25 protein-coding genes, 1 pseudogene and 1 riboswitch are annotated in these 25,354 nt (G+C 37.6%); of the genes and pseudogenes, 24 read left to right on the plus strand and 2 right to left on the minus strand.

The features are described from left to right. The first annotated feature begins 21 nt into the window (after positions 1–21). The 6 genes from ACFPYN_RS07380 (at position 22) to ACFPYN_RS07405 (ending at position 7,040) form a co-directional block, all read left to right on the plus strand. Positions 22–795: an electron transfer flavoprotein subunit beta/FixA family protein gene (locus ACFPYN_RS07380; protein ID WP_377733339.1), complete on the plus strand. Its 774-nt coding sequence runs from the start codon at positions 22–24 to the stop codon at positions 793–795. A gap of 37 nt (positions 796–832) precedes the next feature. Next, the gene (locus ACFPYN_RS07385; RefSeq protein ID WP_377733340.1) at positions 833–1,807 is read left to right on the plus strand and encodes an electron transfer flavoprotein subunit alpha/FixB family protein; all 975 of its coding nucleotides are present in this window, start codon (positions 833–835) and stop codon (positions 1,805–1,807) included. A gap of 938 nt (positions 1,808–2,745) precedes the next feature. After that, complete coding sequence (trxA, locus tag ACFPYN_RS07390; RefSeq protein WP_377733341.1) at positions 2,746–3,060, plus strand: thioredoxin; 315 nt, start codon at positions 2,746–2,748, stop codon at positions 3,058–3,060. Between the two features lie 87 nt (positions 3,061–3,147). Continuing rightward, a complete protein-coding gene (uvrC, locus tag ACFPYN_RS07395) occupies positions 3,148–4,938 on the plus strand; it encodes an excinuclease ABC subunit UvrC (protein WP_377733342.1) in 1,791 nt (596 codons plus the stop codon). Positions 4,939–5,024: 86 nt separating this feature from the next. Continuing rightward, a riboswitch (Lysine riboswitch) is annotated at positions 5,025–5,206 on the plus strand. Between the two features lie 179 nt (positions 5,207–5,385). Next, a complete protein-coding gene (locus tag ACFPYN_RS07400) occupies positions 5,386–6,609 on the plus strand; it encodes an aspartate kinase (RefSeq protein ID WP_377733343.1) in 1,224 nt (407 codons plus the stop codon). Between the two features lie 59 nt (positions 6,610–6,668). Further along, on the plus strand, positions 6,669–7,040 hold the full coding sequence (locus ACFPYN_RS07405) for a DnaJ family domain-containing protein (RefSeq protein WP_377733344.1): 372 nt from the start codon (positions 6,669–6,671) through the stop codon (positions 7,038–7,040). A 175-nt stretch (positions 7,041–7,215) separates the two neighbouring features. Here ACFPYN_RS07405 and ACFPYN_RS07410 read toward each other — a convergent pair whose 3' ends face one another. Next, a complete protein-coding gene (locus ACFPYN_RS07410; RefSeq protein ID WP_377733345.1) occupies positions 7,216–7,632 on the minus strand; it encodes a YslB family protein in 417 nt (138 codons plus the stop codon). A gap of 255 nt (positions 7,633–7,887) precedes the next feature. Here ACFPYN_RS07410 and ACFPYN_RS07415 point away from each other — a divergent pair, with 255 nt between their 5' ends. The 13 genes and pseudogenes from ACFPYN_RS07415 to ACFPYN_RS07475 form a co-directional block, all read left to right on the plus strand. Then, positions 7,888–8,517 carry a succinate dehydrogenase cytochrome b558 subunit gene (locus tag ACFPYN_RS07415; protein WP_377733346.1) on the plus strand — a complete coding sequence of 210 codons (630 nt, stop codon included), beginning with the start codon at positions 7,888–7,890 and terminating at the stop codon, positions 8,515–8,517. Positions 8,518–8,569: 52 nt separating this feature from the next. Next, the gene (sdhA, locus tag ACFPYN_RS07420; protein ID WP_377733347.1) at positions 8,570–10,327 is read left to right on the plus strand and encodes a succinate dehydrogenase flavoprotein subunit; all 1,758 of its coding nucleotides are present in this window, start codon (positions 8,570–8,572) and stop codon (positions 10,325–10,327) included. A 2-nt stretch (positions 10,328–10,329) separates the two neighbouring features. Further along, positions 10,330–11,106 carry a succinate dehydrogenase iron-sulfur subunit gene (gene sdhB, locus ACFPYN_RS07425; protein ID WP_377733348.1) on the plus strand — a complete coding sequence of 259 codons (777 nt, stop codon included), beginning with the start codon at positions 10,330–10,332 and terminating at the stop codon, positions 11,104–11,106. A gap of 314 nt (positions 11,107–11,420) precedes the next feature. Beyond that, complete coding sequence (locus ACFPYN_RS07430) at positions 11,421–11,867, plus strand: acyl-CoA thioesterase (protein ID WP_377733349.1); 447 nt, start codon at positions 11,421–11,423, stop codon at positions 11,865–11,867. A gap of 62 nt (positions 11,868–11,929) precedes the next feature. Further along, the gene (locus tag ACFPYN_RS07435; RefSeq protein WP_024534303.1) at positions 11,930–12,154 is read left to right on the plus strand and encodes a helix-turn-helix domain-containing protein; all 225 of its coding nucleotides are present in this window, start codon (positions 11,930–11,932) and stop codon (positions 12,152–12,154) included. A gap of 76 nt (positions 12,155–12,230) precedes the next feature. Beyond that, a complete protein-coding gene (locus ACFPYN_RS07440; RefSeq protein ID WP_377733350.1) occupies positions 12,231–12,689 on the plus strand; it encodes a MarR family winged helix-turn-helix transcriptional regulator in 459 nt (152 codons plus the stop codon). Positions 12,690–12,699: 10 nt separating this feature from the next. Then, positions 12,700–13,497, plus strand: a complete 798-nt coding sequence (racE, locus tag ACFPYN_RS07445; protein ID WP_377733351.1) for a glutamate racemase — start codon at positions 12,700–12,702, stop codon at positions 13,495–13,497. A gap of 100 nt (positions 13,498–13,597) precedes the next feature. After that, positions 13,598–14,356: a ribonuclease PH gene (gene rph, locus ACFPYN_RS07450; RefSeq protein ID WP_377733352.1), complete on the plus strand. Its 759-nt coding sequence runs from the start codon at positions 13,598–13,600 to the stop codon at positions 14,354–14,356. After that, positions 14,353–14,949 carry an XTP/dITP diphosphatase gene (locus tag ACFPYN_RS07455; RefSeq protein WP_377733353.1) on the plus strand — a complete coding sequence of 199 codons (597 nt, stop codon included), beginning with the start codon at positions 14,353–14,355 and terminating at the stop codon, positions 14,947–14,949. Before rph ends, ACFPYN_RS07455 begins: the two co-directional genes overlap by 4 nt. Positions 14,950–14,961: 12 nt before the next feature. After that, a complete protein-coding gene (locus tag ACFPYN_RS07460) occupies positions 14,962–15,471 on the plus strand; it encodes a metallophosphoesterase (protein WP_377733354.1) in 510 nt (169 codons plus the stop codon). A 927-nt stretch (positions 15,472–16,398) separates the two neighbouring features. Further along, complete coding sequence (locus ACFPYN_RS07465) at positions 16,399–17,697, plus strand: HNH endonuclease (protein WP_377733355.1); 1,299 nt, start codon at positions 16,399–16,401, stop codon at positions 17,695–17,697. A 103-nt stretch (positions 17,698–17,800) separates the two neighbouring features. After that, positions 17,801–19,252, plus strand: a complete 1,452-nt coding sequence (locus ACFPYN_RS07470; protein ID WP_377733356.1) for an HNH endonuclease — start codon at positions 17,801–17,803, stop codon at positions 19,250–19,252. A gap of 87 nt (positions 19,253–19,339) precedes the next feature. Further along, positions 19,340–19,684 (plus strand): annotated as a pseudogene (locus tag ACFPYN_RS07475) (phosphoenolpyruvate synthase); the annotation flags it as partial. A gap of 71 nt (positions 19,685–19,755) precedes the next feature. On the opposite strand, the gene ACFPYN_RS07480 reads toward ACFPYN_RS07475, so the two are convergent. Then, positions 19,756–20,313 (minus strand): DUF6241 domain-containing protein, encoded by a 558-nt coding sequence (locus ACFPYN_RS07480; RefSeq protein ID WP_377733357.1) that lies wholly within the window; start codon positions 20,311–20,313, stop codon positions 19,756–19,758. 1,160 nt (positions 20,314–21,473) lie between these two features. Here ACFPYN_RS07480 and ACFPYN_RS07485 point away from each other — a divergent pair. The 5 genes from ACFPYN_RS07485 to ACFPYN_RS07505 all read left to right on the plus strand — a co-directional run bounded on the left by ACFPYN_RS07485 (position 21,474) and on the right by ACFPYN_RS07505 (position 25,315). Then, positions 21,474–22,118 carry a hypothetical protein gene (locus tag ACFPYN_RS07485; RefSeq protein WP_377733358.1) on the plus strand — a complete coding sequence of 215 codons (645 nt, stop codon included), beginning with the start codon at positions 21,474–21,476 and terminating at the stop codon, positions 22,116–22,118. A 498-nt stretch (positions 22,119–22,616) separates the two neighbouring features. Then, positions 22,617–23,168, plus strand: coding sequence for a DUF3967 domain-containing protein (locus ACFPYN_RS07490; protein WP_377733359.1), 552 nt, complete (start codon positions 22,617–22,619; stop codon positions 23,166–23,168). Between the two features lie 321 nt (positions 23,169–23,489). Continuing rightward, complete coding sequence (locus ACFPYN_RS07495; RefSeq protein WP_377733360.1) at positions 23,490–24,131, plus strand: hypothetical protein; 642 nt, start codon at positions 23,490–23,492, stop codon at positions 24,129–24,131. A 366-nt stretch (positions 24,132–24,497) separates the two neighbouring features. Then, positions 24,498–24,698: a hypothetical protein gene (locus tag ACFPYN_RS07500; protein ID WP_377733361.1), complete on the plus strand. Its 201-nt coding sequence runs from the start codon at positions 24,498–24,500 to the stop codon at positions 24,696–24,698. A gap of 329 nt (positions 24,699–25,027) precedes the next feature. Continuing rightward, the gene (locus tag ACFPYN_RS07505) at positions 25,028–25,315 is read left to right on the plus strand and encodes a hypothetical protein (RefSeq protein WP_377733362.1); all 288 of its coding nucleotides are present in this window, start codon (positions 25,028–25,030) and stop codon (positions 25,313–25,315) included. Positions 25,316–25,354: the final 39 nt, after the last annotated feature.

The following is a 25,354-nucleotide window of genomic DNA, read 5'->3' on the forward strand; positions in this document are numbered from 1 at the left end:
TAGTATTGGGAGGTTTGCAACATGAATATTTATGTGTTGGTAAAACGTACATTTGATACAGAAGAAAAAATTGTCGTTTCAGGTGGCAAGATTCAAGAAGACGGCGCGGAATTTATCATTAATCCTTATGATGAATATGCAATCGAAGAAGCAATCCGAGTTCGTGAAGCTCACGGTGGCGAAGTGACCGTATTGACAATGGGTGGAGAAGAAGCTGAGAAGCAACTTCGTACTGCACTTGCAATGGGCGCTGATAAAGCAGTTCTTATTAATACTGAAGATGATTTAGATGAAATGGATCAATTTACAGCTGCTCAAATTATAGCTGATTACTTAAAAGATAAAAATGCAGACCTAATTTTAGCTGGGAATGTTGCGATTGATGGTGGATCTGGACAAGTTGGACCACGTGTTGCTGACTTATTAGACATCAACTATGTAACGACGATCACAAAATTAGAAATCGACGGTACAACCGTTCATATCGTTCGTGATGTAGAAGGCGATTCTGAAGTAATTGAAACGTCACTACCACTTTTAGTTACAGCTCAACAAGGGTTGAATGAACCGCGTTATCCTTCATTACCTGGGATTATGAAAGCGAAAAAGAAACCGTTAGAAGAAGTTGAATTAGATGATTTAGATATCGATGAAGACGATGTTGAAGCTAAAACTGAGACGATTGAAATTTACATGCCTGCGAAAAAAGAAGCAGGTCGCGTATTACAAGGCGATCTATCTAACCAAGTACAAGAATTAGTACAATTACTTCGTACAGAAGCAAAAGTCGTTTAATTTAATCTAAAGATTTGTAATTGGAGGGAAACACATCATGACAAAAAAAGTAATCGTATTAGGTGAAGCACGCGAAGGCGCTTTACGTAATGTATCTTTTGAAGCAATCGCTGCAGCGAAGAAAATTTCAAGCGGTGGAGAAATTGTCGCAGTTCTTTTAGGAGACTCTGTACAATCTCTTGCAACTGAAATGATTCATTATGGAGCAGACCGTGTAGTAACTGTTGAACATCCACATTTAAAAACATATACATCTGACGGCTTCAGCCAAGCATTTATGGCAGTTGTTCAAAGTGAGCAACCAGACGCAGTTGTTTTCGGACATACAGCTCTAGGGAAAGACTTATCACCTAAAGTAGCAAGTAAATTAAAGTCAGGTCTAATTTCTGACGTAACTTCTATCGAAGGCGAAGGGGCAGATGTTGTTTTCGTTCGCCCAATCTTCTCAGGTAAAGCGTTTGAGAAAGTGAAAATCAAAGAAGGCATTGATTTTGTAACGATTCGTCCTAACAATATTGAACCTTTAGCACACGATTCTGGCCGTTCTGGTGATGTGTCAGCTCTCTCTGTTGAAATTACGAACCTTCGTACCATTATTAAAGAAGTCGTGCGTAAATCAACTGAAGGCGTGGATTTATCAGAAGCGAAAGTTATTGTTGCTGGTGGTCGTGGCGTTAAGAGTGAAGATGGTTTTGAACCATTAAACGAATTAGCAAGAGTATTAGGCGGCGCTGTTGGAGCATCTCGTGGTGCATGTGACGCTGATTACTGTGATTACTCACTTCAAATTGGACAAACAGGTAAAGTTGTAACACCTGATTTGTATATTGCAGCAGGTATTTCTGGTGCTATCCAACATTTAGCGGGTATGTCTAACTCGAAAATTATCGTAGCGATCAATAAAGATCCTGAAGCGAATATTTTCAAAGTGGCTGATTATGGAATCGTTGGAGATTTATTCGAAGTCATTCCAATGTTGACGGAAGAATTCAAAAAACTAAAAGCTAATTAATGGTACTTAAGGGGCTGTCCAAAAAGTCATGAAATATGACTATGGGCAGTTCCTTTTTTAATTAAGTGGGGTAGATTTCCGTTTCAGTCGGACGCTTTCCGCGGGGCGGGCGGTGAGCCTCCTCGGTCGCTTCGCGATCTGCGGGGTCTCACCTGTCCCGCTGATCCCGCTGGAGTCGCCGCCTTCCACTACAATCCTTGAGTTGAGTATTAACCAACAAGAAAATCTATCAATTGATTATTGCTGATAATTCTAAGTTAAGCTAGAGATAGAACCAACCTAAAATCGTAGTTGCCATTTATAATTAGTTGATTGAAGCGCAGGTGGCGACTTCTGCGGGAATAGCAGATGTTTTCTGCACCGAAAGCGAAGCGGCAGGTGCATGAGCTGAAGACCCCGCAGGAAAGATACTGGCGAAGAGCCAGTATCTTTGCGACGAGTAACCGCAGGAGCACATGTTTCTGCAGTGACGAGGAGACTGAAGCCATGCCCCCGAAAAGCGTCCACCGTAGCGGAAATCAACAGTCTACTATGGCTACTCTTCATAAAAGGAACTGGCGCACTTTTTCCGCTGGAGTCGCAGCCCTTCACTCCAATCAACTATAAGGTATTCATGTGTAAAACAGACAATTAAACTGGTTATAATGTTCAAATGTAGATGTAGAAAAAAGACTTATTTTCAAGCTTACTAAATATTAGGGACTAACAATGAAGTCCGTTTTTTCTTAAATAATGATTTTCGGTATTTAAAAGAAAACGAGCGGGAAGCGCATTTGTGCGATAAAAACAGAGTAAATGTTATTTGTTTTGAAATTGAGCAGTAGCGGGTATATGTTTAATAAGGCTTCTGCTAATAAAAGGTTGAGCAAAAAAGTAGAAGCGTTAATTTCAAGATGCTATACTACGTTTAGAGTTTGTATTTGAAGGAGGAATTTCTTATGGCAATTGTACACGGAACAGATCAAAGTTTTTCAAGTGAAATTTCAGATGGCTTAGTATTAGTTGATTTTTGGGCACCTTGGTGTGGACCATGTAAAATGATCGCTCCTGTTTTAGAGGAACTAGATGCTGAAATGAGCGATACAGTAAAAATCGTAAAAATAGATGTTGATGTAAACCAAGAAACTGCTAGCAACTTCGGAATTATGTCAATTCCAACATTAGTACTTTTCAAAGATGGGCAACCAGTTGATAAAGTAGTTGGATTTAACCCGAAAGAAGCATTAGTAAATCTTGTTAACAAACACGCTTAATTTATAGCAACGTAAGTAATAGCAACATAATATTAAAAACCGGGTACCCATGGGCACCCGGTTTTTTTTCAACAGGTGATGACAATTATGAATGAATTAATACAACAGAAATGCAGTATTTTACCAGATCATCCTGGTGTTTATTTAATGAAAGACAGACAGGGTACAATTATTTATGTGGGTAAAGCGAAGGTATTAAAAAATCGTGTACGTTCGTATTTCACGGGGAGTCATGATGGGAAGACGCAACGTCTCGTTAATGAGATTGTGGATTTTGAATATATCGTGACATCTTCAGCTATTGAAGCACTCATTTTAGAATTAAATTTAATTAAAAAACACGATCCCAAATATAATGTCATGTTAAAAGATGATAAAACGTATCCGTATATTAAAATTACAGGTGAAAAACACCCGAAATTGATTACGACAAGACAGGTCAAGAAGGACAAAGGCAAGTACTTTGGCCCTTACCCAAATGCGTATGCAGCAAGTGAAACGAAAAAATTACTTGATCGTTTATATCCATTGCGAAAATGCCCGACATTACCAGACCGGGTTTGTTTGTATTATCATTTAGGTCAATGTTTAGCACCTTGTGTAAAACCGATTGAACAAGATGCGTATCGTGAAATAATCGATGAAATTACACGATTTTTAAATGGTGGTTATCAACAAGTCAAACAAGAATTAACGGAAAAAATGTCTTCAGCTGCCGAGAATTTAGAATTTGAACGAGCAAAAGAGTACCGTGATCAAATCACACATATTGAAACGGTCATGGAAAAACAAAAAATGACGACAAATGATTTTACGGATCGTGATATTTTTGGCTATTCCATTGATAAAGGCTGGATGTGCGTTCAAGTTTTCTTCGTTCGACAAGGAAAATTAATTGAACGAGATGTATCGATATTCCCGTTAATCCAAGATCCTGATGATGAATTCTTAACATTCTTAGGCCAGTTTTATGATCAAGCTCATCATATAAAACCAAAAGAAGTGTTGTTGCCTATTTCAGTTGATTTGGAGATAGCTAATCAACTCCTTGAAATTAAAGTGGCATCGCCAAGTCGTGGCAAGAAAAAACAGTTGATTGATCTAGCGATTCAAAATGCGGAAATTGCTGTGCGTGAGAAGTTCCAACTCATTGACCGCCAAGAACAACGAACGATTGGTGCGGTGGAGGAACTAGGAATAGCTATGAACATTGCACCACCGCTTCGTATCGAAGCATTTGATAACTCTCATATTTATGGAGCCGACGCGGTTTCAGCGATGGTCTCGTTTATTGACGGCAGACCGAATAGAAAAGATTATCGTAAATATAAAACAAAAACGGCTGCACGCCATGATGACTACGGGGCGATGCGAGAAGTAATTAGACGCCGTTATACACGTGTGTTAAATGACCAGCTACCTTTACCTGATTTAATTGTCATAGATGGTGGGAAAGGTCAGATGGAAAGTGCTCGAGAAATTATTGAAGACGAACTGGGGTTATCGATTCCAATTGCGGGGCTAGCAAAAGATGCGAAACACCAAACATCGTCTTTGTTATACGGAGAACCTCCAGAAATTATTCCGTTGAAACGAACGAGCGAAGGTTTCTATTTACTACAACGGATTCAAGATGAAGTGCATCGATTTGCCATTACTTTCCATCGACAACAACGTGGGAAACAAACGATCGCATCAGCTTTAGATGGATTTGAGGGCATTGGTCCGAAACGTAAAAAAATGTTACTCAAACATTTTGGCTCTGTAAAACGAATCAAAGAAGCATCTGTTGATGAATTAAAAGGTTCGGGTTTGCCTATGCAAATCGCAGAATCCATGTCTGAATACTTTAAAAATGAAGCATTGTCAAAAGAGTAATCTTATGATATTGTTGACACACTGAAATTGAATCACTAAAACGAGGAAACAAAAGGGTAAGTATTCTTTTGAACACTCTACTAATAAGTGGTGATAGAGGTGCGGAAATCATCAGTAACCTGCAGGAGGATGAACAGATCCTTTGAGTGCATGTGAAAGGGAAATTCGCCGAAGTCCGACATAGACTGTTTCTAATGTCGTACTGGTTTTGCATTGAATAAATGCAGGATTGTCAGAATCTAATTGATTCTGGAGGGCTATCTTCACATGGACGCTTCTTTTGAACGGTCATGCATGGAGACAGCTTTTCACGGATATTCGTGAATAAGCTGTTTTTTTATATTGATTTACTAAGTTGAACTTGGCTCTATCGGTATAAGAAAAAACAGAGGTTTGTGCCATTGTTTTTCCTATTTAGCTTCTTTGGAAATAAAGGGAGAGTTTACATTGAGTCGTATCGTCATGAAATTTGGAGGAACATCAGTCGGCAACACGGAGCGCATTCGAAACGTCGCAAAACGCATCATTGGCGAAACAGCGAAAGGCCATGAAATTGTTGTGGTGGTCTCTGCAATGGGCAAAACCACGGATGAATTGGTTCGTTTAGCGCAAGATTTATCGGCAGAACCTTCAAAACGTGAAATGGATATGTTGTTATCAACAGGAGAACAAGTAACGATTTCCTTACTAACGATGGCGCTTCAACATATGGGTCAAGATGCGGTATCATTCACGGGGTGGCAAGCAGGAATAGGTACAGAAGCGGTTCATCGCAATGCACGAATCGAGCATATCGATACCGTTCGCATTGAACAGGCTTTGACGTTAGGTCAAGTCGTAGTGGTTGCTGGATTCCAAGGTATGGATGCGTATGGAGAAATCACGACACTTGGTCGTGGAGGGTCTGATACAACGGCTGTTGCCATAGCTGCCTCTATTCATGCAGACCAATGTGATATTTACACAGATGTCGATGGTATTTATACGTCAGATCCACGTTATGTAGATGGTGCGCGGAAATTGCAGGAGTTATCGTATGATGAAATGTTGGAGCTGGCAAATTTAGGTGCGGGTGTATTGCATCCACGTGCTGTCGAATTTGCAAAAAACTATTCCTTACCACTAAGTGTTCGATCTAGTATAAGCGAAGAAACAGGTACCATATTATTGGAGGAACCAACCATGGAGAAAAACTTAATTGTGCGCGGTGTCGCATTTGAACCTGAGATTGTTCGTATAACGGTAGCATATCAAGTACCGTTTAACGGCTCACTTGCGAAAATTTTCACGACGCTAGCTAAACATCATGTCAACGTGGATATAATTGTTCAAAGTATCATGGAAGGCATACAACCAAGTGTGTCATTTTCAATTAAAAAAGAAGATTTTGCTGAAACGGTTCAAGTGTTAGAAAGTAATAAAGTCGAACTTGGTTACCAATCGACCAATTTCGAAGTCGGTTTAGCGAAAGTTTCAATTGTTGGATCTGGCATGGTATCAAATCCTGGTGTGGCTGCTCAAATGTTCGATCGTCTGCGCGTCGAAGGAATTCCAGTGAAGATGGTTAGTACATCAGAAATTAAAGTTTCTGTTGTTGTTCCAGAAAGTGATATGTTAAAAGCGACGAATGCCTTGCATGATGAATATGGATTAGCTGCAGTTCGAGTGTAACAAGGTTTCATGATATGATGGAAATATATAGGTCATCATCATGAGAGGCAGTGGTCGAAATGAACTGGCATATCGTGGAAGATTTAATTAAAAAAGCACAACGTGATGGGAAGTTTGATAATTTGCCTGGAGCGGGGAAACCGCTACCACCAGATGAATTTGCCCACTATCCAGAAGACATTCGGATGGTCATGCGCATCTTGAAAAACTCAGGCCATGATGCAGAAGCTCAATTTATTAAAGAAGAAATGGGCGATTTGCAACATCAAATGAAAAAATCCTTGGGTAAAGAAAAAACCGAACTCGAACAACAGTACAATGAAAAACTAACGCAAATGAACCGTCTGTTATCGAAAAAAGGGATTCAAACAAATAGTAGTGCGTTTAAACAATATCAATCTCAAATGAACGACAAATTTAAATGGGATTAACAAAGCTGGCGGTCACTCCTTTTGGAAGTGACCGCCAGCTTTTTAGCGTTTATTGTTAGATTAAGAGTGTGACGTAGGAAAAAAGACGATTGACGTAGGAAAAAGCCGAATTTCTCATGAAAAACCCTTCAATAACATAAAAAAGCATGCACCTTAATATGGTGCATGCCGTGTTCTACTGAATTTTTTCTTTTAAATCCCATTTCACATGAAATTGGACGATGTTTTTCTTTATGAATTTCTCTTCGAAGCACTCTGTCAAAAAGCCACCTAATTTTTGTTGTTGTTGCGCCAAAAAGCCTGCTTCTAGGCGGAAACACCGTTTGTTGATTTGAAGTGCATCGGGTTCGCCAGTTAGTGTAAAGAATGCTTCATCTTTTGTAAGACGGTCGAGTGTTAATACACCCCAGCCGGCTTCTTCAAAAAAAGAAGTCGTTTCATCGATCGAAAACATCTGAAATTTTCGTGCTAAATCTTTGCCAGCCCAATATAAAATATCGTCCTCGTGTTTGCCTAAAATGGTCGATAGTACATGATCTCTAATTAATTCATAGCCAAATGTAGGTACTGTTTTTGTATCTGTTATGGTCATTTAAATCCCGCTTTCTCACTAAATTCACGTGAAACTTTATTAATATAAGAATTAATCATGGACAAGGTAGAAAAAAGATGCGAAACCGATAGCTATCCTGCATTTTATTGTCATATGTAATAGGCTACCTTGCCTTGACGCTCCCTTATGATGGGAGTACAATAAACATGTCATAATATTGTACCATGAAGAGATATGCAGTCAATGTTGCTTTCGTTTCATACGAGGGTCTAACTTGTCTGTCTATTTTCAGTAATGAGGGGGGTAACAGTCTTGTCGAAAGATAGTGAATTTTATTTACGCCGGTTACATTCTCTACTCGGAATTATTCCAGTAGGATTGTTCTTGGCACAGCATTTGGTTATTAACCATTTTGCAACGCAGGGACCTGAGGCATTTAACAAAGCTTCTCACTTTATGGAAAGTTTACCATTTGTTTTATTCTTGGAATGGTTTGTCATTTACCTACCTTTAATGTTCCATGCGTTCTATGGTGTGTACATAGCTTTTACAGCGAAAAACAACCCAAAAGCCTACGGTACATTCCGTAACTGGATGTTTATTTTACAACGGATCACTGGAGTCATTCTTGTCGTATTTATTGCATGGCATATATTCGAGACAAGATTCCAAAAAGCAATTGGTGCTGATGAAGTTAACTTTGACATGATGGCTGATATTTTAGCTAATCCATTAATGTTTGTATTCTACGTAGTAGGTGTAGTATCTGCGACATTCCATTTAGCAAACGGTATTTGGTCATTCTTGATAAGCTGGGGTATTACTCAATCACCTAGGTCACAACGCATTTCAACTTTCGTGACGATGGGTATCTTCTTAGCATTGACAGTAATCGGCATTCGTTCACTTCTTGCATTCGTGTAATTAGTTTCTTGGAAGCGCTTGATTACTATTAAAAAGAGGAGTGAGAGAAAACATGGCAAAAAGTAAATTGATTGTTGTCGGCGGCGGTCTTGCTGGTTTAATGGCAACAATTAAAGCGGCCGAACAAGGTACGCCAGTTGAATTATTTTCTATAGTACCAGTTAAACGCTCACACTCAGTGTGTGCGCAAGGCGGGATTAACGGAGCTGTAAACACAAAAGGTGAAGGCGATTCAACATATAAACACTTTGACGATACAGTTTATGGTGGAGATTTCTTAGCAAATCAACCACCTGTTCAAGCAATGACAGAAGCAGCGCCTAGCATTATCCATTTATTAGATCGTATGGGCGTTATGTTTAACCGTACACCAGAAGGTTTACTTGACTTCCGTCGTTTCGGTGGAACAATGTACCATCGTACAGCATTTGCTGGTGCAACAACTGGCCAACAATTATTGTATGCACTAGACGAACAAGTGCGTCGTTTTGAAGTAGACGGACTTGTAACGAAGTATGAAGGATGGGAATTCTTAGGTGCTATTCTTGATGACGACGGCGTTTGTCGTGGTATTATGGCACAAAGCTTAACAACAATGGAAATCCGAGCATTCCGCGGTGACGCGATCATTATGGCTACTGGTGGCCCTGGTATCATTTTCGGGAAATCTACGAACTCTGTTATCAACACAGGCTCAGCAGCTTCAATTATCTATCAACAAGGCGGACACTATGCAAATGGTGAATTCATTCAAATTCACCCAACAGCGATTCCTGGAGATGACAAGCTTCGCTTAATGTCTGAATCAGCTCGCGGTGAAGGTGGACGTGTTTGGACTTACAAAGACGGTAAACCTTGGTATTTCCTTGAAGAAAAATATCCTGCTTACGGAAACTTAGTACCACGTGATATCGCTACACGTGAAATTTTTGATGTTTGTGTAAATCAAAAATTAGGCGTTAATGGCGAGAACATGGTGTACTTAGATCTTTCTCACAAAGACCCGAAAGAATTGGATATTAAACTTGGTGGTATCATTGAAATCTATGAGAAATTCATGGGCGATGATCCACGTAAAGTGCCAATGAAAATTTTCCCTGCTGTTCATTACTCAATGGGCGGACTTTGGGTAGACTATGATCAAATGACAAACATCCCTGGTATTTTTGCTGCAGGTGAATGTGATTACTCTCAACATGGTGCAAACCGTCTTGGAGCGAACTCATTACTTTCTGCGATTTATGCTGGTATGGTTGCTGGTCCTAACTCTGTAAATTATATGAAAAAATTAGACAAGCATGCTGAAGATATGCCTTCTACAATATTTGATGCACACATCGCTGCTGAGCAACAAAAGTGGGATGATACAATGGCATTAGATGGCACTGAAAATGCTTATGTCTTGCATAAAGAGCTTGGCGAGTGGATGACAGACAACGTAACAGTTGTTCGTTACAACGATCGTTTACAAGCTACTGATGATAAAATTCAAGAACTTCTTGAACGTTATAACAACATCAACATCAACGATACACAAAAATGGTCGAATCAAGGCGCAACGTTTACGCGTCAGTTGAAAAACATGCTATACTTGGCTCGCGTAATTACACTGGGTGCACTTAACCGTGATGAGAGCCGTGGCGCTCATTACAAACCAGATTTCCCAGAACGTAATGACGATAAATTTATGAAAACAACGATGGCGAAGTTTGATCCTGCTACAGGTGCGCCAGTCTTCCATTATGAAGATATCGATGTTTCTCTAATTGCACCTCGTAAACGTGACTATTCAGCGAAAGGGGATAATTAATAATGAGTACAGCAACTGCTACTAAAACAGTCGTTCTCGAAATCCTTCGCCAGGATACAACCGATGCTACCCCTTATTGGGAAAAATTTGAGTTAAATTATCGACCAAATATGAACGTAATTTCTGCACTAATGGAAATTCGTCGTAACCCTATTAACGCTGACGGTAAAGCAACTACGCCAGTAAACTGGGATATGAACTGTTTGGAAGAAGTATGTGGTGCTTGTTCTATGGTTATTAACGGTAGACCACGTCAATCATGTACAGCTCTTATTGACCAATTAGAACAACCAGTACGCTTGGAACCAATGAAAACATTCCCTGTCGTTCGCGATTTAATTGTAGATCGTACACGCATGTTTGATTCATTGAAAAAAGTGAAAGCTTGGGTTCCTATCGATGGTACGTATGATCTTGGAGAAGGTCCACGTATGCCTGAACGCAAACGTCAATGGGCTTACGAATTATCAAAATGTATGACGTGTGGAGTATGTTTGGAAGCTTGTCCAAACGTAAACGACAATTCAGACTTCATGGGTCCTGCACCGTTATCACAAGTTCGTTTATTCAATGCCCATCCAACTGGTGCCATGAATAAAGACGAACGCCTAAATGCCATCATGGGTGAAGGTGGACTTGCTAGCTGTGGTAACTCACAAAACTGTGTAGTTGCTTGTCCAAAAGGAATTCCTTTGACAACATCTATCGCAGCTCTAAACCGTGATACATCCGTTCAGATGTTCAAAAACTTCTTCGGAAGCGACCACATGGTTGACTAAGAAGAGTTCTATTTTGGAAGCCTCTCGCTCTTGCGAGAGGCTTCTTTTTGTTTTGAGAAGAATGTGGAATTAGGAGAAAATTGGATAGTTGCAACGAAAAGGCAAAAGTTGCAACGAAAACAAGATAGTTGCAACGAAAACAAAAAAGTTGCAACGAAATCAAGAAAGTTGCAACCAAAACCCCTTCAAATCATCACCGTGTCATCTTTGAATCTCCAATGAAATCTTTTCACTTCGAATGAAACTTTGTTACAATAATAAAAACCAATGAATCACGATTCATTTTATTCTTAAAAACAAAGGGGCAAACAATTATGCGTGCAGATTATATTCAAAATCCAGAGGAATGGGCAAGTGGTTTCTTTTATTCAGTGCCAGTTCAAGTGCGTTTTAGTGAAACGGATATGTATGGTCATTTGAATAATACAAATAATTTTTCGTATTTTGAGTTTGCGAGAATTGAATATTTCAAACACATCGGTTTAATGAACGATTGGCTTGATCCGAAAGGGCTTACTATCCCTGTCGTAGCAGACCTCCAATGTGATTACGTAAAACAAGTTTTCTTTGATGAAAAGCTTCAAATTCATGTGAAAGCTGCATCGGTGGGTAACTCGTCGGTTGATATTCATTACCATGCGACAAACGAAAAAGGCGACACTGTTTTCACAGGAAGAGGTTCTATTGTGCAAATTAATAAAACCACTGGAAAAGGTTCACCTTGGACGGAACAAGAAAAATCATTATTCCTACCCAATTAGCCGTCACCGCTACCCCTCTTTTTACATACGTTACAAGGAAGAGTGGATAGGAGGGGCGTATTTTGTCAGAAAGAGCACATCATCGTTCATTATTAACAGGACGAGAACGAGAAATTTTTCAATTGTTAGTGCGTGATTATTCAACGAAAGATATTTCCATTCAACTAAAGATTAGTGAGAAAACGGTGAGAAATCACATCTCGAATACTATCCAAAAGTTAGGCGTATCAGGGAGATCTCAAGCAATCTTAGAACTTTTACGACTAGGCGAATTAGCACTCGACTGAGTGGGTCTTGCCAATTTCCACTAAAGCCGTCACAATGAATATACAAGTAAATGTATTCAGGGAGTGGATGTTGCACATGACAGAGCAAATTTCAAAAAAACAACACGATCAAGAACAAGTAGCTTTCTTAGAAAAAGAACTAAGATATATATCAGGAATCATCAAGCAAAAAGGACGCAAAATTTTAAGCAATTATACAGTTACACCACCTCAATTCATCGCATTGCAATGGCTTTTTGAACATGGAGATATGACAATTGGTGACCTTTCGACCAAAATGTATTTAGCGTTTAGTACAACGACTGATTTAGTTGATCGTATGGAAAAAAATCAACTTGTTATGCGTGTTCGTGATGAACAAGATCGACGCGTAGTTCGCATTCATTTATTAAAAGAAGGCGAGCGTGTTATTGAAGAAGTAATTCAAAAACGTCAAGATTATCTGCAAGACATTTTGACTGATTTCGATGCGCCAGAAGTGCAACAATTGTCGACATTACTACATAAACTTCATGTAGAAATGAAAGAGGATTGAGGCGAATCTCGTGAATGCACCTATCGGCGTAATTGATTCGGGTGTTGGCGGCTTAACGGTTGTCAAAGAACTCATGCGACGATTACCCAATGAGCAATTTCTTTACATTGGAGACACAGCGAGATGTCCATATGGCCCGCGTTCAGCAAGTGAAGTGCGGAAATTTACTTGGCAAATGGCAGAAAGATTACAAGCTCATTCCATAAAAATGCTCGTTGTCGCATGCAATACCGCAACAGCGGTCGCGCTCGAATCTTTACAAAAAAAATGTCCGTTCCCAGTTGTGGGTGTTATTTTCCCGGGAGCGAGAGCAGCAATAAAAGCAACGAAACGATCAGAAGTTTGCATTTTAGGCACGTCAGGTACAATTCAAAGTGGTGCTTACGAGCAAGCTTTGAAGTCCTTATCATCATCGTGTCATATCGTGCCACTTGCGTGTCCTTCTTTCGTGCCACTTGTTGAGAGTGGTGAATACGAAGGTGATTTTGCAAAAGAGTTAGTGAGCAAAACACTTGAACCACTGTTAAGAGAGTCTTTTGATACGTTAATCTTAGGGTGTACACATTACCCTTTATTACAAAACCATATTGAACAGGCGGTCGGTCCGAATGTTACTGTTTTATCGTCTGCAGAAGAAACAGCTGACGATGTAGAAGAAATTCTGAACTATTATCGGATGCAACGTAAAGATGTGAATGACCAATCTCACATTTTCTTCACAACGGGTTCAATTCCCATGTTTAAGACCACTATTACCAAATGGCTTGAAATAGTAAACCCAACGATTGAACAAATATCGTTTAAATAAAACCCGGGGTTCCTTGAAAAAGGAATCTTCGGGTTTTGATTCGTTTACAGAAAATGTGATACGATAAGTGCGCGAACGTATTCGAGGAGGCAATAAATAGATGAGACATGATGGACGAAATATAAAAGAACTTAGACCAGTTACCATTGAAACTGATTACTTGGTACACCCAGAAGGTTCCGTTTTGATAACAGTAGGGCAAACAAAAGTTATTTGTACGGCAACAATCGAAGAACGTGTTCCACATTTCTTACGTGGACAAGGTAAAGGATGGATTACAGCAGAGTATTCTATGTTACCTCGTGCAACAGGATCACGTACTCAACGAGAAGCATCAAAAGGTAAAATTGGTGGACGGACGATGGAAATCCAACGTCTAATTGGACGAGCATTGCGAGCAGTCGTGAATTTAGAAGCTCTAGGCGAACGCACATTGTGGATTGATTGTGATGTCATCCAAGCAGATGGGGGCACACGTACAGCCTCGATTACAGGCGCTTTTGTTGCGATGACAATGGCCATTGCAAAATTACAAGATGAAAAACAACTGCCGATTTTCCCTGTAACGGACTTTTTAGCTGCAACGAGTGTAGGTATTGATGAAAATTTAGGAGCTATTTTGGATTTAAACTACGTAGAAGATTCGTCTGCTAATGTGGATATGAATATTGTTCAAACAGGTTCAGGTAATTTTGTAGAACTACAAGGTACTGGAGAAGAAGCTACGTTTACAAGAAAACAATTAAACGAACTACTTGATCTAGGTGACGAAGGAATTCAACAATTAGTGATGATTCAAAGAGAAGTACTTGGCGACATTGCAGACAGAATCGGTGAGAACTTAGGGTCCATATTATGAAACAAGTGATTATTGCCACTAAAAATAAAGGGAAAGCAAAAGACTTTGAAGCCATCTTCAATCCATACGGCTTTAAAGTTTTGACGCTTCATGACGTAGCGCAAGATATGGACGTTGAAGAAACTGGCACGACGTTTGTAGAAAACGCGATATTAAAAGCGGAGGCGCTTGCTGAGCGCTTACAAACGTTTGTTATTGCAGATGACAGCGGCCTTGAAATAGACGCTTTAAACGGTGCGCCAGGGGTCTATTCTGCAAGGTATGCAGGGCTAGACAAAAGTGACGAAGCCAATATGGAAAAAGTCTTGACCGAACTTGCTCATGTAGATGACAATAAGCGTACGGCTCGTTTCTGTTGTGCCATTGCTCTAGCAGGTCCAGGTATGGAAACCAAAACTGCCTTTGGTACATGCGAAGGGGTCATTGGACATGATAGAAAAGGAACAAATGGCTTTGGCTACGATCCAATATTCTTTGTACCAGCATTAGGAAAAATGATGGCTGAGTTACAACCGAATGAAAAAGCGGCAATTTCTCATCGTGGAAATGCGATTAAGCAAATCGATGAAGAATTACCAAACTTGTTAAGATAAGGTGGCGAGTGGATGCGTATTGTAGTGATGAGTGACACACATGGAGAAACGAATTCAATTGATCAAGTCAGGGATGCAGTAGGTCCTGTAGATGCTGTTTTTCATTGCGGAGACAGCGAACTCGATACACAACATGAATCGCTACAAGGTGCTTTCGTCGTGGGTGGCAATTGTGACTGGGATTCTTCTTATTCGGCTGAAGTTTTCACCGAAGTGAACGGAGTCAAGGTTTTTATGGCACACGGTCACTTATGGCAAGTGAAATCGACGATGCTGCCCCTTAGTTATCGAGCGGAAGAAGTAGGAGCTGATGTGGTTCTCTTCGGACATTCCCATGTTTTAGGTGCAGAACTAATTGATGGCATGTTGTTCGTTAATCCTGGCAGCTTAGAATTACCTCGAGGACGTAAAGAAAAAAGCTATGCAATCATTGAAAAAACGCCATCTGAGTGGGTTGTGACGTTCTTTTCAAATAAGTATAAAGAACTCGAACAAAAAAAGTTTGTAATAAGTGAAAAATAACATTGACTTTAGCTGGTAAAATTTCTATACTAAGTATTGTCTTTCATTTCCGAAACGAACTGAATTACACAAGTCTCAGTAGCTCAGCTGGATAGAGCAACGCCCTTCAAGATATTAGGAGCCTTTACAGGGAAACAAAAACCTGTGGAGTGGACGACACTATATCGGTGAAACCTTAACAGATCATGCTGATGGCAATACCGAGGAAACTTACGCTTCACTTTGGTGAAGAGAAGGCAATCTGAATGATTACGCAAGTAATGGTAAGAATGCTAAAAATCGTTCATTCGACGTGAGGTTCCGTAGAGACTACACGTGTCGCACCTGCAATGGTGAAGATATAGTCCAGACTACAAACAATGTACATTGGTAGCGAAAGCTATGGTGGTAAGCTAAGGCGTCGGTCGGGGGTTCGAATCCCTCCTGGGACGTAAATTATACAGGTGATCAATCCTTGGTAAATAAGGGTTTGTAGATGAATGGGGATTAGGTCGGGGTTTCGGTCCAAGCGACATAATCCCTTTTTTTATCCCTATCATTTTATGTGAATGTGATACGAGACTATCTTCCAATTCAATTGAATTGGAAGATTTTTTGTTATGACAAAGAAAAATGGATTGTTTGCCGTGAATATTTAATTAGATAGTATTATGGTAATTCCCGAGCAAACGGTAATCATTATTCAGCAGATGCCTGCGATGATAAAACTTGAAAGATTACAACAGTAGTAATAAGTTTGGACGGAGTGGTTAGGTGCTTATAGACAGGGGAAACAAGGTAGCAATTAAAATTATAGAGAAAAAAGTACACTGTCTATTATAAGTAGATATCAGTAAAAACTGCTCTCTGTAGCTTTTTTTCAAATAAATAGACAGAGTACTAATACAATATGGTAATATATAGAAAAATGTCTAAGGAGTATTTATAATGACGGAATTTGTCCTGATAGATGACATAGAAGATGTAAGAAGAAATATAATTAAATTTAACGATGATCTCAAAGAAAATAAAGAAATGAGGAAACGATTCCTTTCGCACTTTAGACAATGGTATTACATAAAAGAATTAGATTTGTTCGCTCCTAGTAAGTATATAGGCTATAAAAATATGAATGCACATAAGTACAATAATAAAGATGGTACTGTTGCTGATGGTAGGAAAACAGAAGCTACACTTAAAACATGGTTTGTGAAGAGGGATATGCCAGAACTATTTGAAGAATTACAGAAGAGAATGAGTGAGTTTGGAAGAGTTAAAGCAAATTCAGAGCTACATATTTTGAAAGATGAAATCGAACAATTTGAGAAAGGAATAAAAACAATAATTGGTAAAGGACTTGCAGAGATACCAGGGATTAGAATTTTACCAATGGCTGATAGTGACCCAGAATTCACAGGACAGTCAATTCAAGAAGTACAAGAATGGTTTAAAAACGAATTACCTTATAAAGATTTTAACTATACAAAGGGACTGAATGCGGAGCGAGGTACGTTAGTTTTGTTCCAATATAAAGCCCATATAGTTGCTTCAGCAATTCTTGATCAAAAAGTGGTATTTAATAAAAGGCTCGGTGGTGTATACAGAGGTTCATATAGATTTATACCTTCTTCTATAGCGGTGTTTAGTCCAATTAATAGTCTTGAGATGAAAGAGGTTTGGGATGATTTTGTAGGATTTAATATAGTGCAGCAAAATTTAGATATTCATATGTACCCTGTTTTTTGTGATTTATTACATGGAAAAAAACTTAATTATGTTATAGAGGAAACGAATGAGGAATCTTTTCAAGATGCTATAGAAAGAATGATTCTAAGGCCTCCTATCATTATTAAGGATGTCCCTAAAGACCCAATCAGTGTACCCTTGAGAGAAAAATCACAACGATGGGTTAGAAATATTGATACCTCTAAGAGAGCAGTTATGGAAGCAAACTATAAGTGTGAATTTAATGATAATCACTTGTCTTTCACTTCAAACACAACTGGCCGTAATTATGTTGAAGCCCACCATCTTATCCCTATGAAATTTCAAATGGAATTCAAGAAAAGTTTAGATGTAGAAGCAAATATTGTGCCGTTGTGTCCTCTGTGTCACAAAGCGGTTCATCATGCATCTTTAGAAGAAAAAGAACCAATAATACGAGCATTATATTTGGCTAGAAAAGATAGATTACAGAATTGTGAGATAGGTATTGATTATAAAGATTTAATTTCATATTACGATTAATTCAGTAAGAAAAGTTGCTTGAAAGAAGGATTCAATTAACTCCGGTTTAGACAATTCAGAAACACGTTAATTGCTATAAAGCATCGACTAAAGGAGATTTATTATGCTGAGTTTAGAAGATTATGAAATTCTTGCATCTAAATTTACGGATTTTGCTACTGAAAAAGCTAAGCTTAGACCCCGTACTATTATCCGTTATATGGTGGTCATTGATGATTATTTTAAGAACTGCGTATTAGAAAGGGCTAGAAAAACAGACTATATGGATATGTTCAACATTAATCGTTTATCACTTATAAAAAGAAAATCAAACAATGTTCGTCCAAGTTTATTGCACTTTTTAGAATTTCTAAAAGAAGAAGAGTTTATTGATGACGAATATGTTTACTATCAGCTTCAAAACAATATCAAAGCAATTTTTGTAACAGAAGAGCTTGATAGAGGAAACGACGTTACTTTTCTAACTCCAAAAGAACTGCGATTTATTTTAAGTGATAAAATCAGCTGTCGTAGTGATTACGATAAAAACTTGCTATCTTTAATGTGTTCACTTTCCTTTTTCCATATGTTTAAACAAGAGGACTTTATAGCTTTATCGATACAAGATATTGATTTGGAAAACAATCGGATTAAAAATATTCGTAGAACTGATTCTGATTCTGAACTACTTGAATGGTTGTCTATAAATGAGACAACTTTTGCGCATTTACAGAACTACTTAAAGCTTCGCAGCGCAAAAGACGGGTTGGACACACTATTAATTCAGGAAAATGAACCATTAAATAATTCAAAAATCAATAATTTATTAAGGATATTTGAACTTGCAAGTAATCGTGAATTTGTAGGGAATCAAAGAATTAATACAGGACTATTGATTAGAACAATGATGCTTTACATACTAGTCTCTTCAAAGGGACAGGGGATTTACCAAATATTGCTTGAACAAGAACGAAACACTTATTTTGATGACGCATTTAATGAATATTTATCCATCCGAAGGAGTTTAAACAAAGACATTGTTGGTCATGATTGGAACCTCGAAGACATTCTCCCAAAACAAAGAAGACATCCTAATGTAATTGGTGCATATTCTAGTGAAAATGATATAGACGAAGAAGATTTAAAGGAGTTTGATTGTTTTAATGAGAGGAATCTTGAGATGCAAAATGTGACCATCCAAAGACTTGTTAGAGATAGCAAGGTATCTAGAGAACTGAAAAATCTTTATGATAACGAATGTCAGTTATGTGGCTTTAAATTACGAAAGGCTAATAGTGAATTTCTTTCGGAAGGACATCATATTCAACCATACAATAACAATCATCGTGGTGATGATAACAGTTACAATATCATAATTCTATGTCCTAATTGTCACGCACAATTTGATGATTTATATTTTGCTCTTAATCCTCAAACCGAGGAAGTTCATTGTATTTTCGAAGCGGAGGATGACTATCATTTATCGAAATTAAAAATGAAAGAAGGACATACACTTGATGTGAAATATTTAGAATTTACTTGGAAGCTTTTTGTAGAGAAGAAGAAAAAGTATTAGCGCAATCGATAAATAACCTATCAAGCCATTGAGAACAGAATCAAAAGTGTATTGTTCTTTGAGAGTGAAGATGGTACGTCAACACTATTACCGGATGGTGAACAAAAAGCCAAAGAAACAAAACGAATGATCGACGAAATCCGAAATTTTATAGGCTTTCGTGAATATCCAAAATACTGCACGGTTAATCGCTAATTCGTTTTTAAGCAGGCTTTAATGAATGAAGGCGAACAACTCATACTAGCCAACGTTATTCATGAAAAAGAAGATATTTACTATCTCACTTTTGAAGAGCTTCACGAGGTCGTACGAACAAATAAACTGGATTACCAAATTATCAGCAAACGAAAAGAAGAGTACAAATTATATGAAAAACTAATTCCACCACGTGTTATCACGTCAGACGGTGAAATCATTGTAGGTGAGTACAGAAGTTCAGAGGTAATCGTGATTCTTATAAATCAATACAGAAAAAGGGTCTTGTGAAACCACTGACCTTTTTGTTATTCATTCACATCAAAATTAACTCTTATATACTCCATTTCCTCATCATGCGACATAATTCCTGTAGCATATCCAATATTGCCATTTTCCATATACCATAAATTGTTGTGATCTCGGGCGGACTGTGAAAAATCACCATCAACCCAAAGATTTAAAATTTCAAAGTAAACTGATTCATGCTTAAAATTATCGTCATGTTGACGAACTTCGACTACTTCAAGCAATCTTTCTACACGTTTTTGTGTTAATGGGATTTTTGCACCCCATTTTTCATCATCTTCTGCTACTATCTTTTGATGTGACATTGAGTGAATTGCATTTCTCACCGATTCATCTGACATGGTCAACGGAAATTCTGCTTCAATAACACTTACATCTTCTTCAACTTCAATTATTGCTCCGCCATCTTCGGCAATCGTTTCAGTCATAATGATATCTTTTTTTAGAAATACAGGTAAATCTGGTTTCATATTGCTATAAACGAGTGCACCAATTAAACCGAATATGGCGACACCAAATATAGCTTTTTGTATTTTAGTGAATTTGAATGTTTTCATGCTTTGCTCCTAACTTCACCATTTTTGTGGTCAATAAACGATGAACGATCTATTCAAATAAATATAAAGATTTATTTTCCTTCAATACATCGACAACCAGTTGTAGCACATCTACAGTCATTTTCTCCTTCACGTATCCCTCATAATCATCTTGGTAATTGGTATTATATCCCATTATTTTAAAAAAGGCAAAAATAGCGAGTCATCTGAAACCGTAGATTTTTAAGGGAAATGGAGCAACTGGTTGAGACCTATAACACCGTATTTAAGATTATATCGCTTCCAATACAATGTGAATGAAAAGTTTTAGAAAATGGCATTTGTTGAGGAACGATACAGGAGTATCATAACGTCATGACGAATAAATAAGCATGGGGGTATGCCATTATGACGATGATATATAAACCTAGTGACGTAATGAACCAGCTAGACATCAAAGAATCTCTATACAAAAAATATATAGCTGACAGCAGACGCCGGTAACGCCAACAAAAGAACCTGTCGGAATTAGAGTCCAACAGGCGCAACAATCGATGTACAACCTTTTATGAATGCGGGTGAGATTGCAGATATGAGAGACGCCTTGAAAGTAGCTACCACTACTCCAAGCGAACAAACGACGTCGCAACGTTAATGGAGTTTTTCAACCATAGCGACCAGGCTACCACGAAGCGGTATATCGGTATCAGAAATGTTGAGATAGCTGATAGCCTACGTGACTTTAAGTTGTAAGAGGAGCGTGCATTAATAGGAATAGAATAGATATGAGTAGTAGAAGCGATTAGGTGAACGTATTGCCTAATAGCATTTGCGGCTCTTTTTGTCGTGCTGCTGCGACTAGAGCTGCTACATTGGTCTAAGCGGATTGATTCGAATTAAGTCGTCAGTCTAAGTGCAATATTAGGGCATGGGAGCTGCTGAAAGAATCGACGTTGCAAATTTATATGTCCACAGTATTCGGATCCTGTTCACGCAGCTAATTCGCAGTGGAATCAAAGTGGATTTACCTGGACGTAATACACTAGCTCTAACTATGTTTTTTTACCATTCTTTTTTTGGGAATTGTAACCTCTTTGTAATAATTATGTAATATATTGGTAATAATTATAAAGTTATATCATATTATATAAACAGTACATGGAGTACGGAGGAGAGAAAAAGTGAATAAAAAGTTGTTATGGTTATTATTTGTTGTTTGTTTAATTGGGTGTGAAAAAGAAGAAGTTGAAAAAATCGTAGTAAAAGAACAAGAAGAAATTGTGGTAAAAGAGCAAGAGGAAGATGTAATAAAAGAGCAAGAAGAAGTTATAGTAAAAGAGCAAAAAGAAGTTGTAGTTAAAGAAAAACCTGTTGAAAAACAACCTCAACTAGTTACTCCTGTATTACCAAAACAATTAAGTAAACAAGAGGTAAATGCACTTGTTGACATGGCTAGAGAAACCCAATGGAAAGTTTTTGACAGTGAATTTTATACAATAAATCAAGTAAAAGAAATTTACAGTCCACATTTTACTGAAGCTTTTATAGATAGATTTATTTTTGAAAGAATGACAGAATCACAAGTTGATGGAGAAACAAAGTATTCAGTACCAGGTTCTGATGATAATCATCTTATTATCTGGGGTAATGCTTATAGTTGGACTGATAAAACAAATATCGAATATTATCAAGAAAATAACATTAATTTTATTAAAGTTAGTGAATATAAAATCAGTGAACTTTATGGTGATTTTGTTTTTGTAATTATTTTTAAAGAAATTGATGGTAATTATAAAATTGAAAACGTTATTTATGAGTGGGAATAAAATCCCGCTCTTTTTATTTGCTGTTTACATACATGTGGAGATGGGCGAATATGTCCGATTATGCCAGTATAAGGTGGCTGCTAGAATTTTAGACATATATGAGCGGCTGCGAGCGATTTTACCTCCGACGATTGGCATAATGAGCGAATGTGTCATAATTTATGGGGCAGTCCGGGGATTTCTAAGGCATAGACGTCCAGGGCGTAAAACCGAGTGGAGCTACATCGATGCTATACGCAACTATATGAAGTTATGAGCCAAATCTTTCTTAGAGTTATAACATTGGAAATCACCTAGGACGGAGCAAACGCACATACCGTAATTAATTCATAGCAGTAGCTGAAGTTCAATATTTGGATGAAATAAAGGTAAACACGTTTTATAAATGGATCGAGCGCATGAATGTATCTCAATCAACTAATACATAACAAGGATTGAGGAACGACAAAGGAGTATCATAACGTCATGACGAATAAATAAGCATGGGGGTATGCCGTTATGACGATGATATATAAACCTAGTGACGTAATGAACCAGCTAGACATCAAGGAATCTCTATACAAAAAATACATAGCTGCTTTGGAAAAAGACGGTGGCTATGTATTCCAGAAGAATCAGCAAGGCCATAGATTTTTTACTGCCGAAGATATTCAAACTTTGGAAAAGTTCATGGAGCTAATAAAGTATGACGGTATGACGATTGAAAAAGTCGCTAAGAAAATTGGCGAAATGAATGGTCATGACGCTATTAGCGAAGAAAAATCAAATAGTTATGACGTTATGGCTTTAGTTGAACAAGCTGTATCTTCTGCTCTTAAAGTTCAAGAAAAACAGCTCCATGACGTTATGACTGCCATTGCAAATCAAAACAACGAGCTAAAAGTACAATTAAAGAGAATTGAAGATAAGCATGATAAAGTATTTGTTCAATCACTCCGAGAATCTCAAGAAAATAAAAAGTTAATGCTCGAAGAAGTTAAAACTCAAGTTAAATCTGAAATTGCAGCTGCTAAAGAAGAAAAGAAGAAGTGGTGGAAGTTCGGCAAGTAAACATACAAAAAATGAGTAAAAAAACAGTGCATACGAGGAAATCTCCCTGACGAAGTTATTGTGGGTCTACCTGTTTCTTCCGAGTCCCTGTCAATTCTACAAATTGAACCATGAGGAAATAGGACAAGTTTCACTCTTAATTGGGTGGGACTTTTTTAATTTGCAAATACCAATAATGGCGCAGAATAATTCTATATATGTTTCAAGCCGGACATGAAATCATAAGGAATGCAAGAAAATAGGGTTGTACTCATTTTCCATTACAATCATAAACTTAATAGTGCTTACATTTTATAAAGTGGTATTGAGGAGATAGAATTTATGAGAATAGGAATCGTGTTTTTGGGGCTGATCTGTATTTTTGTTGGTTTTATTGAACCAAAAGAAGTGGGGAATTTTTTATTAATTGTTAGTGGATTTATTTTTACACTATTGGGATCAGTGAGCTCATCAACTAATGAAAAAGAAATATCTCAAATTAATAGCGCGGAGAGACTAACTATAGATTATGAAAAATGGTTTTTAAAAGAGTTAAGTAAGTATAAAGTGTCGCTAGGTGACGAAATTGATCTATGCACTGCGAATAAGTTTTACATAGTAAATCCTGAAACAATGAAGGTAATATTTATTAAACAATTGGATGAGGTTGAAAATTCATTTGATTATAAAGTTATTGATTTAAATAGAGTTCGAAAAATTTCAATTCAATTAAACAAAAAAATAATAAGTGAAATTACAATGGAAAATGATGTAAGGAGACAATCAGGTGGTGGTTCCTTATTTGGATTGGTAAAAGCAAAAAGTGTTAGATTGGAAGTTATTACAAATGAACTGATTGAACCATACAAAACAATTTTGTTATATGAGGAAAAAGATGAGTTGAATAATACTGATATAAAAAAGATGGAGCATGCCATCTATAATTTATATTGGGCGATGTATAACTGTTTACAAAAAACATAATGGTGAAGATAAACATTGTTGCCAAGATGGTTGTCAAAAAGGAATATTCTCATAGATCAGAAATTGTTTACATGCAAATCAAGTGAAAGGGAAGAAATTACGCAACTTGATATACATTGTACTGAAACCAAAATAAACCATAAATAAAAGAAATTATCATGAAGGAACGTCCATGCATGAGCTTTTTTTCGAAAATAATTAGATTTAAAGGAGAGATGAACATGACAGAAGGATTGAGTTTGTGAACATTTGATGCAGTACCACTAATTGAAACTTCCTTATTTCTGGCGGGCCCGTATGGGAAACACCTAACTAGAATTCTTCCTATTACGTAGAATATGGATATATATAGGAAGGAGAATAGCGGTGGAGATAATACTTAAATTTACAAATGGCAATCAAATTTTAATACCTGTCGCAGACGATACCGCGGGATATTGGGATGTAATCGCTCATTTAAGAGCAATTAAAGAAAATGGTTCACCAGTTGAAGTGGTTTTGGATACCGGAGAAACGTATGTAAATAGCGGTAAGGAGTTAATTTCAATTGAAATAAGATTCCAATAAAATCTGTGAAATTCAGATCGTCCATATGGGCGTTCTTTTTGTTTTTACAAAGGAGAAATGAAATGACAAAAGGATTTAATTTGGAGCATTTAGATGCAGATTAATGGGGTTTGTTAAGTCAGTATCTGTTTATGAGTTGATGGAGAATAAAATAGAAAGTCTGCGATGGTTTGTTTATATTGTAATGCAGAAGATAAGATGATCATACAATAAAATTGCTTGAACATCTCATATGCTGCGGGTACTTATTTTACGAATGTCGAAATAGTTCGAATATCCTTACAAAACACTTTATCGCTTTAGTATAGTGGAGTGCAGGGGTGTTCTTAATGATATCAACTAAATTAATGGATAAGCATCAGGTTATAACAGTTTGGTCTTGTTCCAAAAAAGAAGAGCCGAATACAGTTGGATTTGTCAAAGCTTATTTGGGGGAATGTGCTGATGGTTGTTGGTTAGCTGTAACTACAGATTCCTCCTGGGAAGAGTCGGAAGTGTTTTTATTACATACAAGACCAACTGCATTGAAACGTAAGCGTCAAATAATGAACACATTGTTTCTTCTCAAAGAAAATGCCTTTCTGACTTTTGTCAGAAAGGCATTTTCTATTTCTTAAATTGGATATAGCAATCAGCCGGAAGATCCTTGGACCAGG

It is taken from the genome of Paenisporosarcina macmurdoensis, assembly GCF_042658845.1.
In the GTDB taxonomy this organism is placed as follows: domain Bacteria; phylum Bacillota; class Bacilli; order Bacillales_A; family Planococcaceae; genus Paenisporosarcina; species Paenisporosarcina macmurdoensis.

What these genes read in the sequence shown, in the direction of transcription:
- ACFPYN_RS07380 (WP_377733339.1), top strand. Translation starts at nt 22, where the DNA reads ATGAATATTTATGTGTTGGTAAAACGTACATTTGATACAGAAGAAAAA.
- ACFPYN_RS07385 (WP_377733340.1), top strand. Translation starts at nt 833, where the DNA reads ATGACAAAAAAAGTAATCGTATTAGGTGAAGCACGCGAAGGCGCTTTA.
- trxA (WP_377733341.1), top strand. Translation starts at nt 2,746, where the DNA reads ATGGCAATTGTACACGGAACAGATCAAAGTTTTTCAAGTGAAATTTCA.
- uvrC (WP_377733342.1), top strand. Translation starts at nt 3,148, where the DNA reads ATGAATGAATTAATACAACAGAAATGCAGTATTTTACCAGATCATCCT.
- ACFPYN_RS07405 (WP_377733344.1), top strand. Translation starts at nt 6,669, where the DNA reads ATGAACTGGCATATCGTGGAAGATTTAATTAAAAAAGCACAACGTGAT.
- ACFPYN_RS07410 (WP_377733345.1), bottom strand. Translation starts at nt 7,632, where the DNA reads ATGACCATAACAGATACAAAAACAGTACCTACATTTGGCTATGAATTA.
- ACFPYN_RS07415 (WP_377733346.1), top strand. Translation starts at nt 7,888, where the DNA reads ATGAGGGGGGTAACAGTCTTGTCGAAAGATAGTGAATTTTATTTACGC.
- sdhA (WP_377733347.1), top strand. Translation starts at nt 8,570, where the DNA reads ATGGCAAAAAGTAAATTGATTGTTGTCGGCGGCGGTCTTGCTGGTTTA.
- sdhB (WP_377733348.1), top strand. Translation starts at nt 10,330, where the DNA reads ATGAGTACAGCAACTGCTACTAAAACAGTCGTTCTCGAAATCCTTCGC.
- ACFPYN_RS07430 (WP_377733349.1), top strand. Translation starts at nt 11,421, where the DNA reads ATGCGTGCAGATTATATTCAAAATCCAGAGGAATGGGCAAGTGGTTTC.
- ACFPYN_RS07440 (WP_377733350.1), top strand. Translation starts at nt 12,231, where the DNA reads ATGACAGAGCAAATTTCAAAAAAACAACACGATCAAGAACAAGTAGCT.
- rph (WP_377733352.1), top strand. Translation starts at nt 13,598, where the DNA reads ATGAGACATGATGGACGAAATATAAAAGAACTTAGACCAGTTACCATT.
- ACFPYN_RS07455 (WP_377733353.1), top strand. Translation starts at nt 14,353, where the DNA reads ATGAAACAAGTGATTATTGCCACTAAAAATAAAGGGAAAGCAAAAGAC.
- ACFPYN_RS07460 (WP_377733354.1), top strand. Translation starts at nt 14,962, where the DNA reads ATGCGTATTGTAGTGATGAGTGACACACATGGAGAAACGAATTCAATT.
- ACFPYN_RS07465 (WP_377733355.1), top strand. Translation starts at nt 16,399, where the DNA reads ATGACGGAATTTGTCCTGATAGATGACATAGAAGATGTAAGAAGAAAT.
- ACFPYN_RS07470 (WP_377733356.1), top strand. Translation starts at nt 17,801, where the DNA reads ATGCTGAGTTTAGAAGATTATGAAATTCTTGCATCTAAATTTACGGAT.
- ACFPYN_RS07480 (WP_377733357.1), bottom strand. Translation starts at nt 20,313, where the DNA reads ATGAAAACATTCAAATTCACTAAAATACAAAAAGCTATATTTGGTGTC.
- ACFPYN_RS07490 (WP_377733359.1), top strand. Translation starts at nt 22,617, where the DNA reads ATGACGATGATATATAAACCTAGTGACGTAATGAACCAGCTAGACATC.
- ACFPYN_RS07495 (WP_377733360.1), top strand. Translation starts at nt 23,490, where the DNA reads ATGAGAATAGGAATCGTGTTTTTGGGGCTGATCTGTATTTTTGTTGGT.
- ACFPYN_RS07505 (WP_377733362.1), top strand. Translation starts at nt 25,028, where the DNA reads ATGATATCAACTAAATTAATGGATAAGCATCAGGTTATAACAGTTTGG.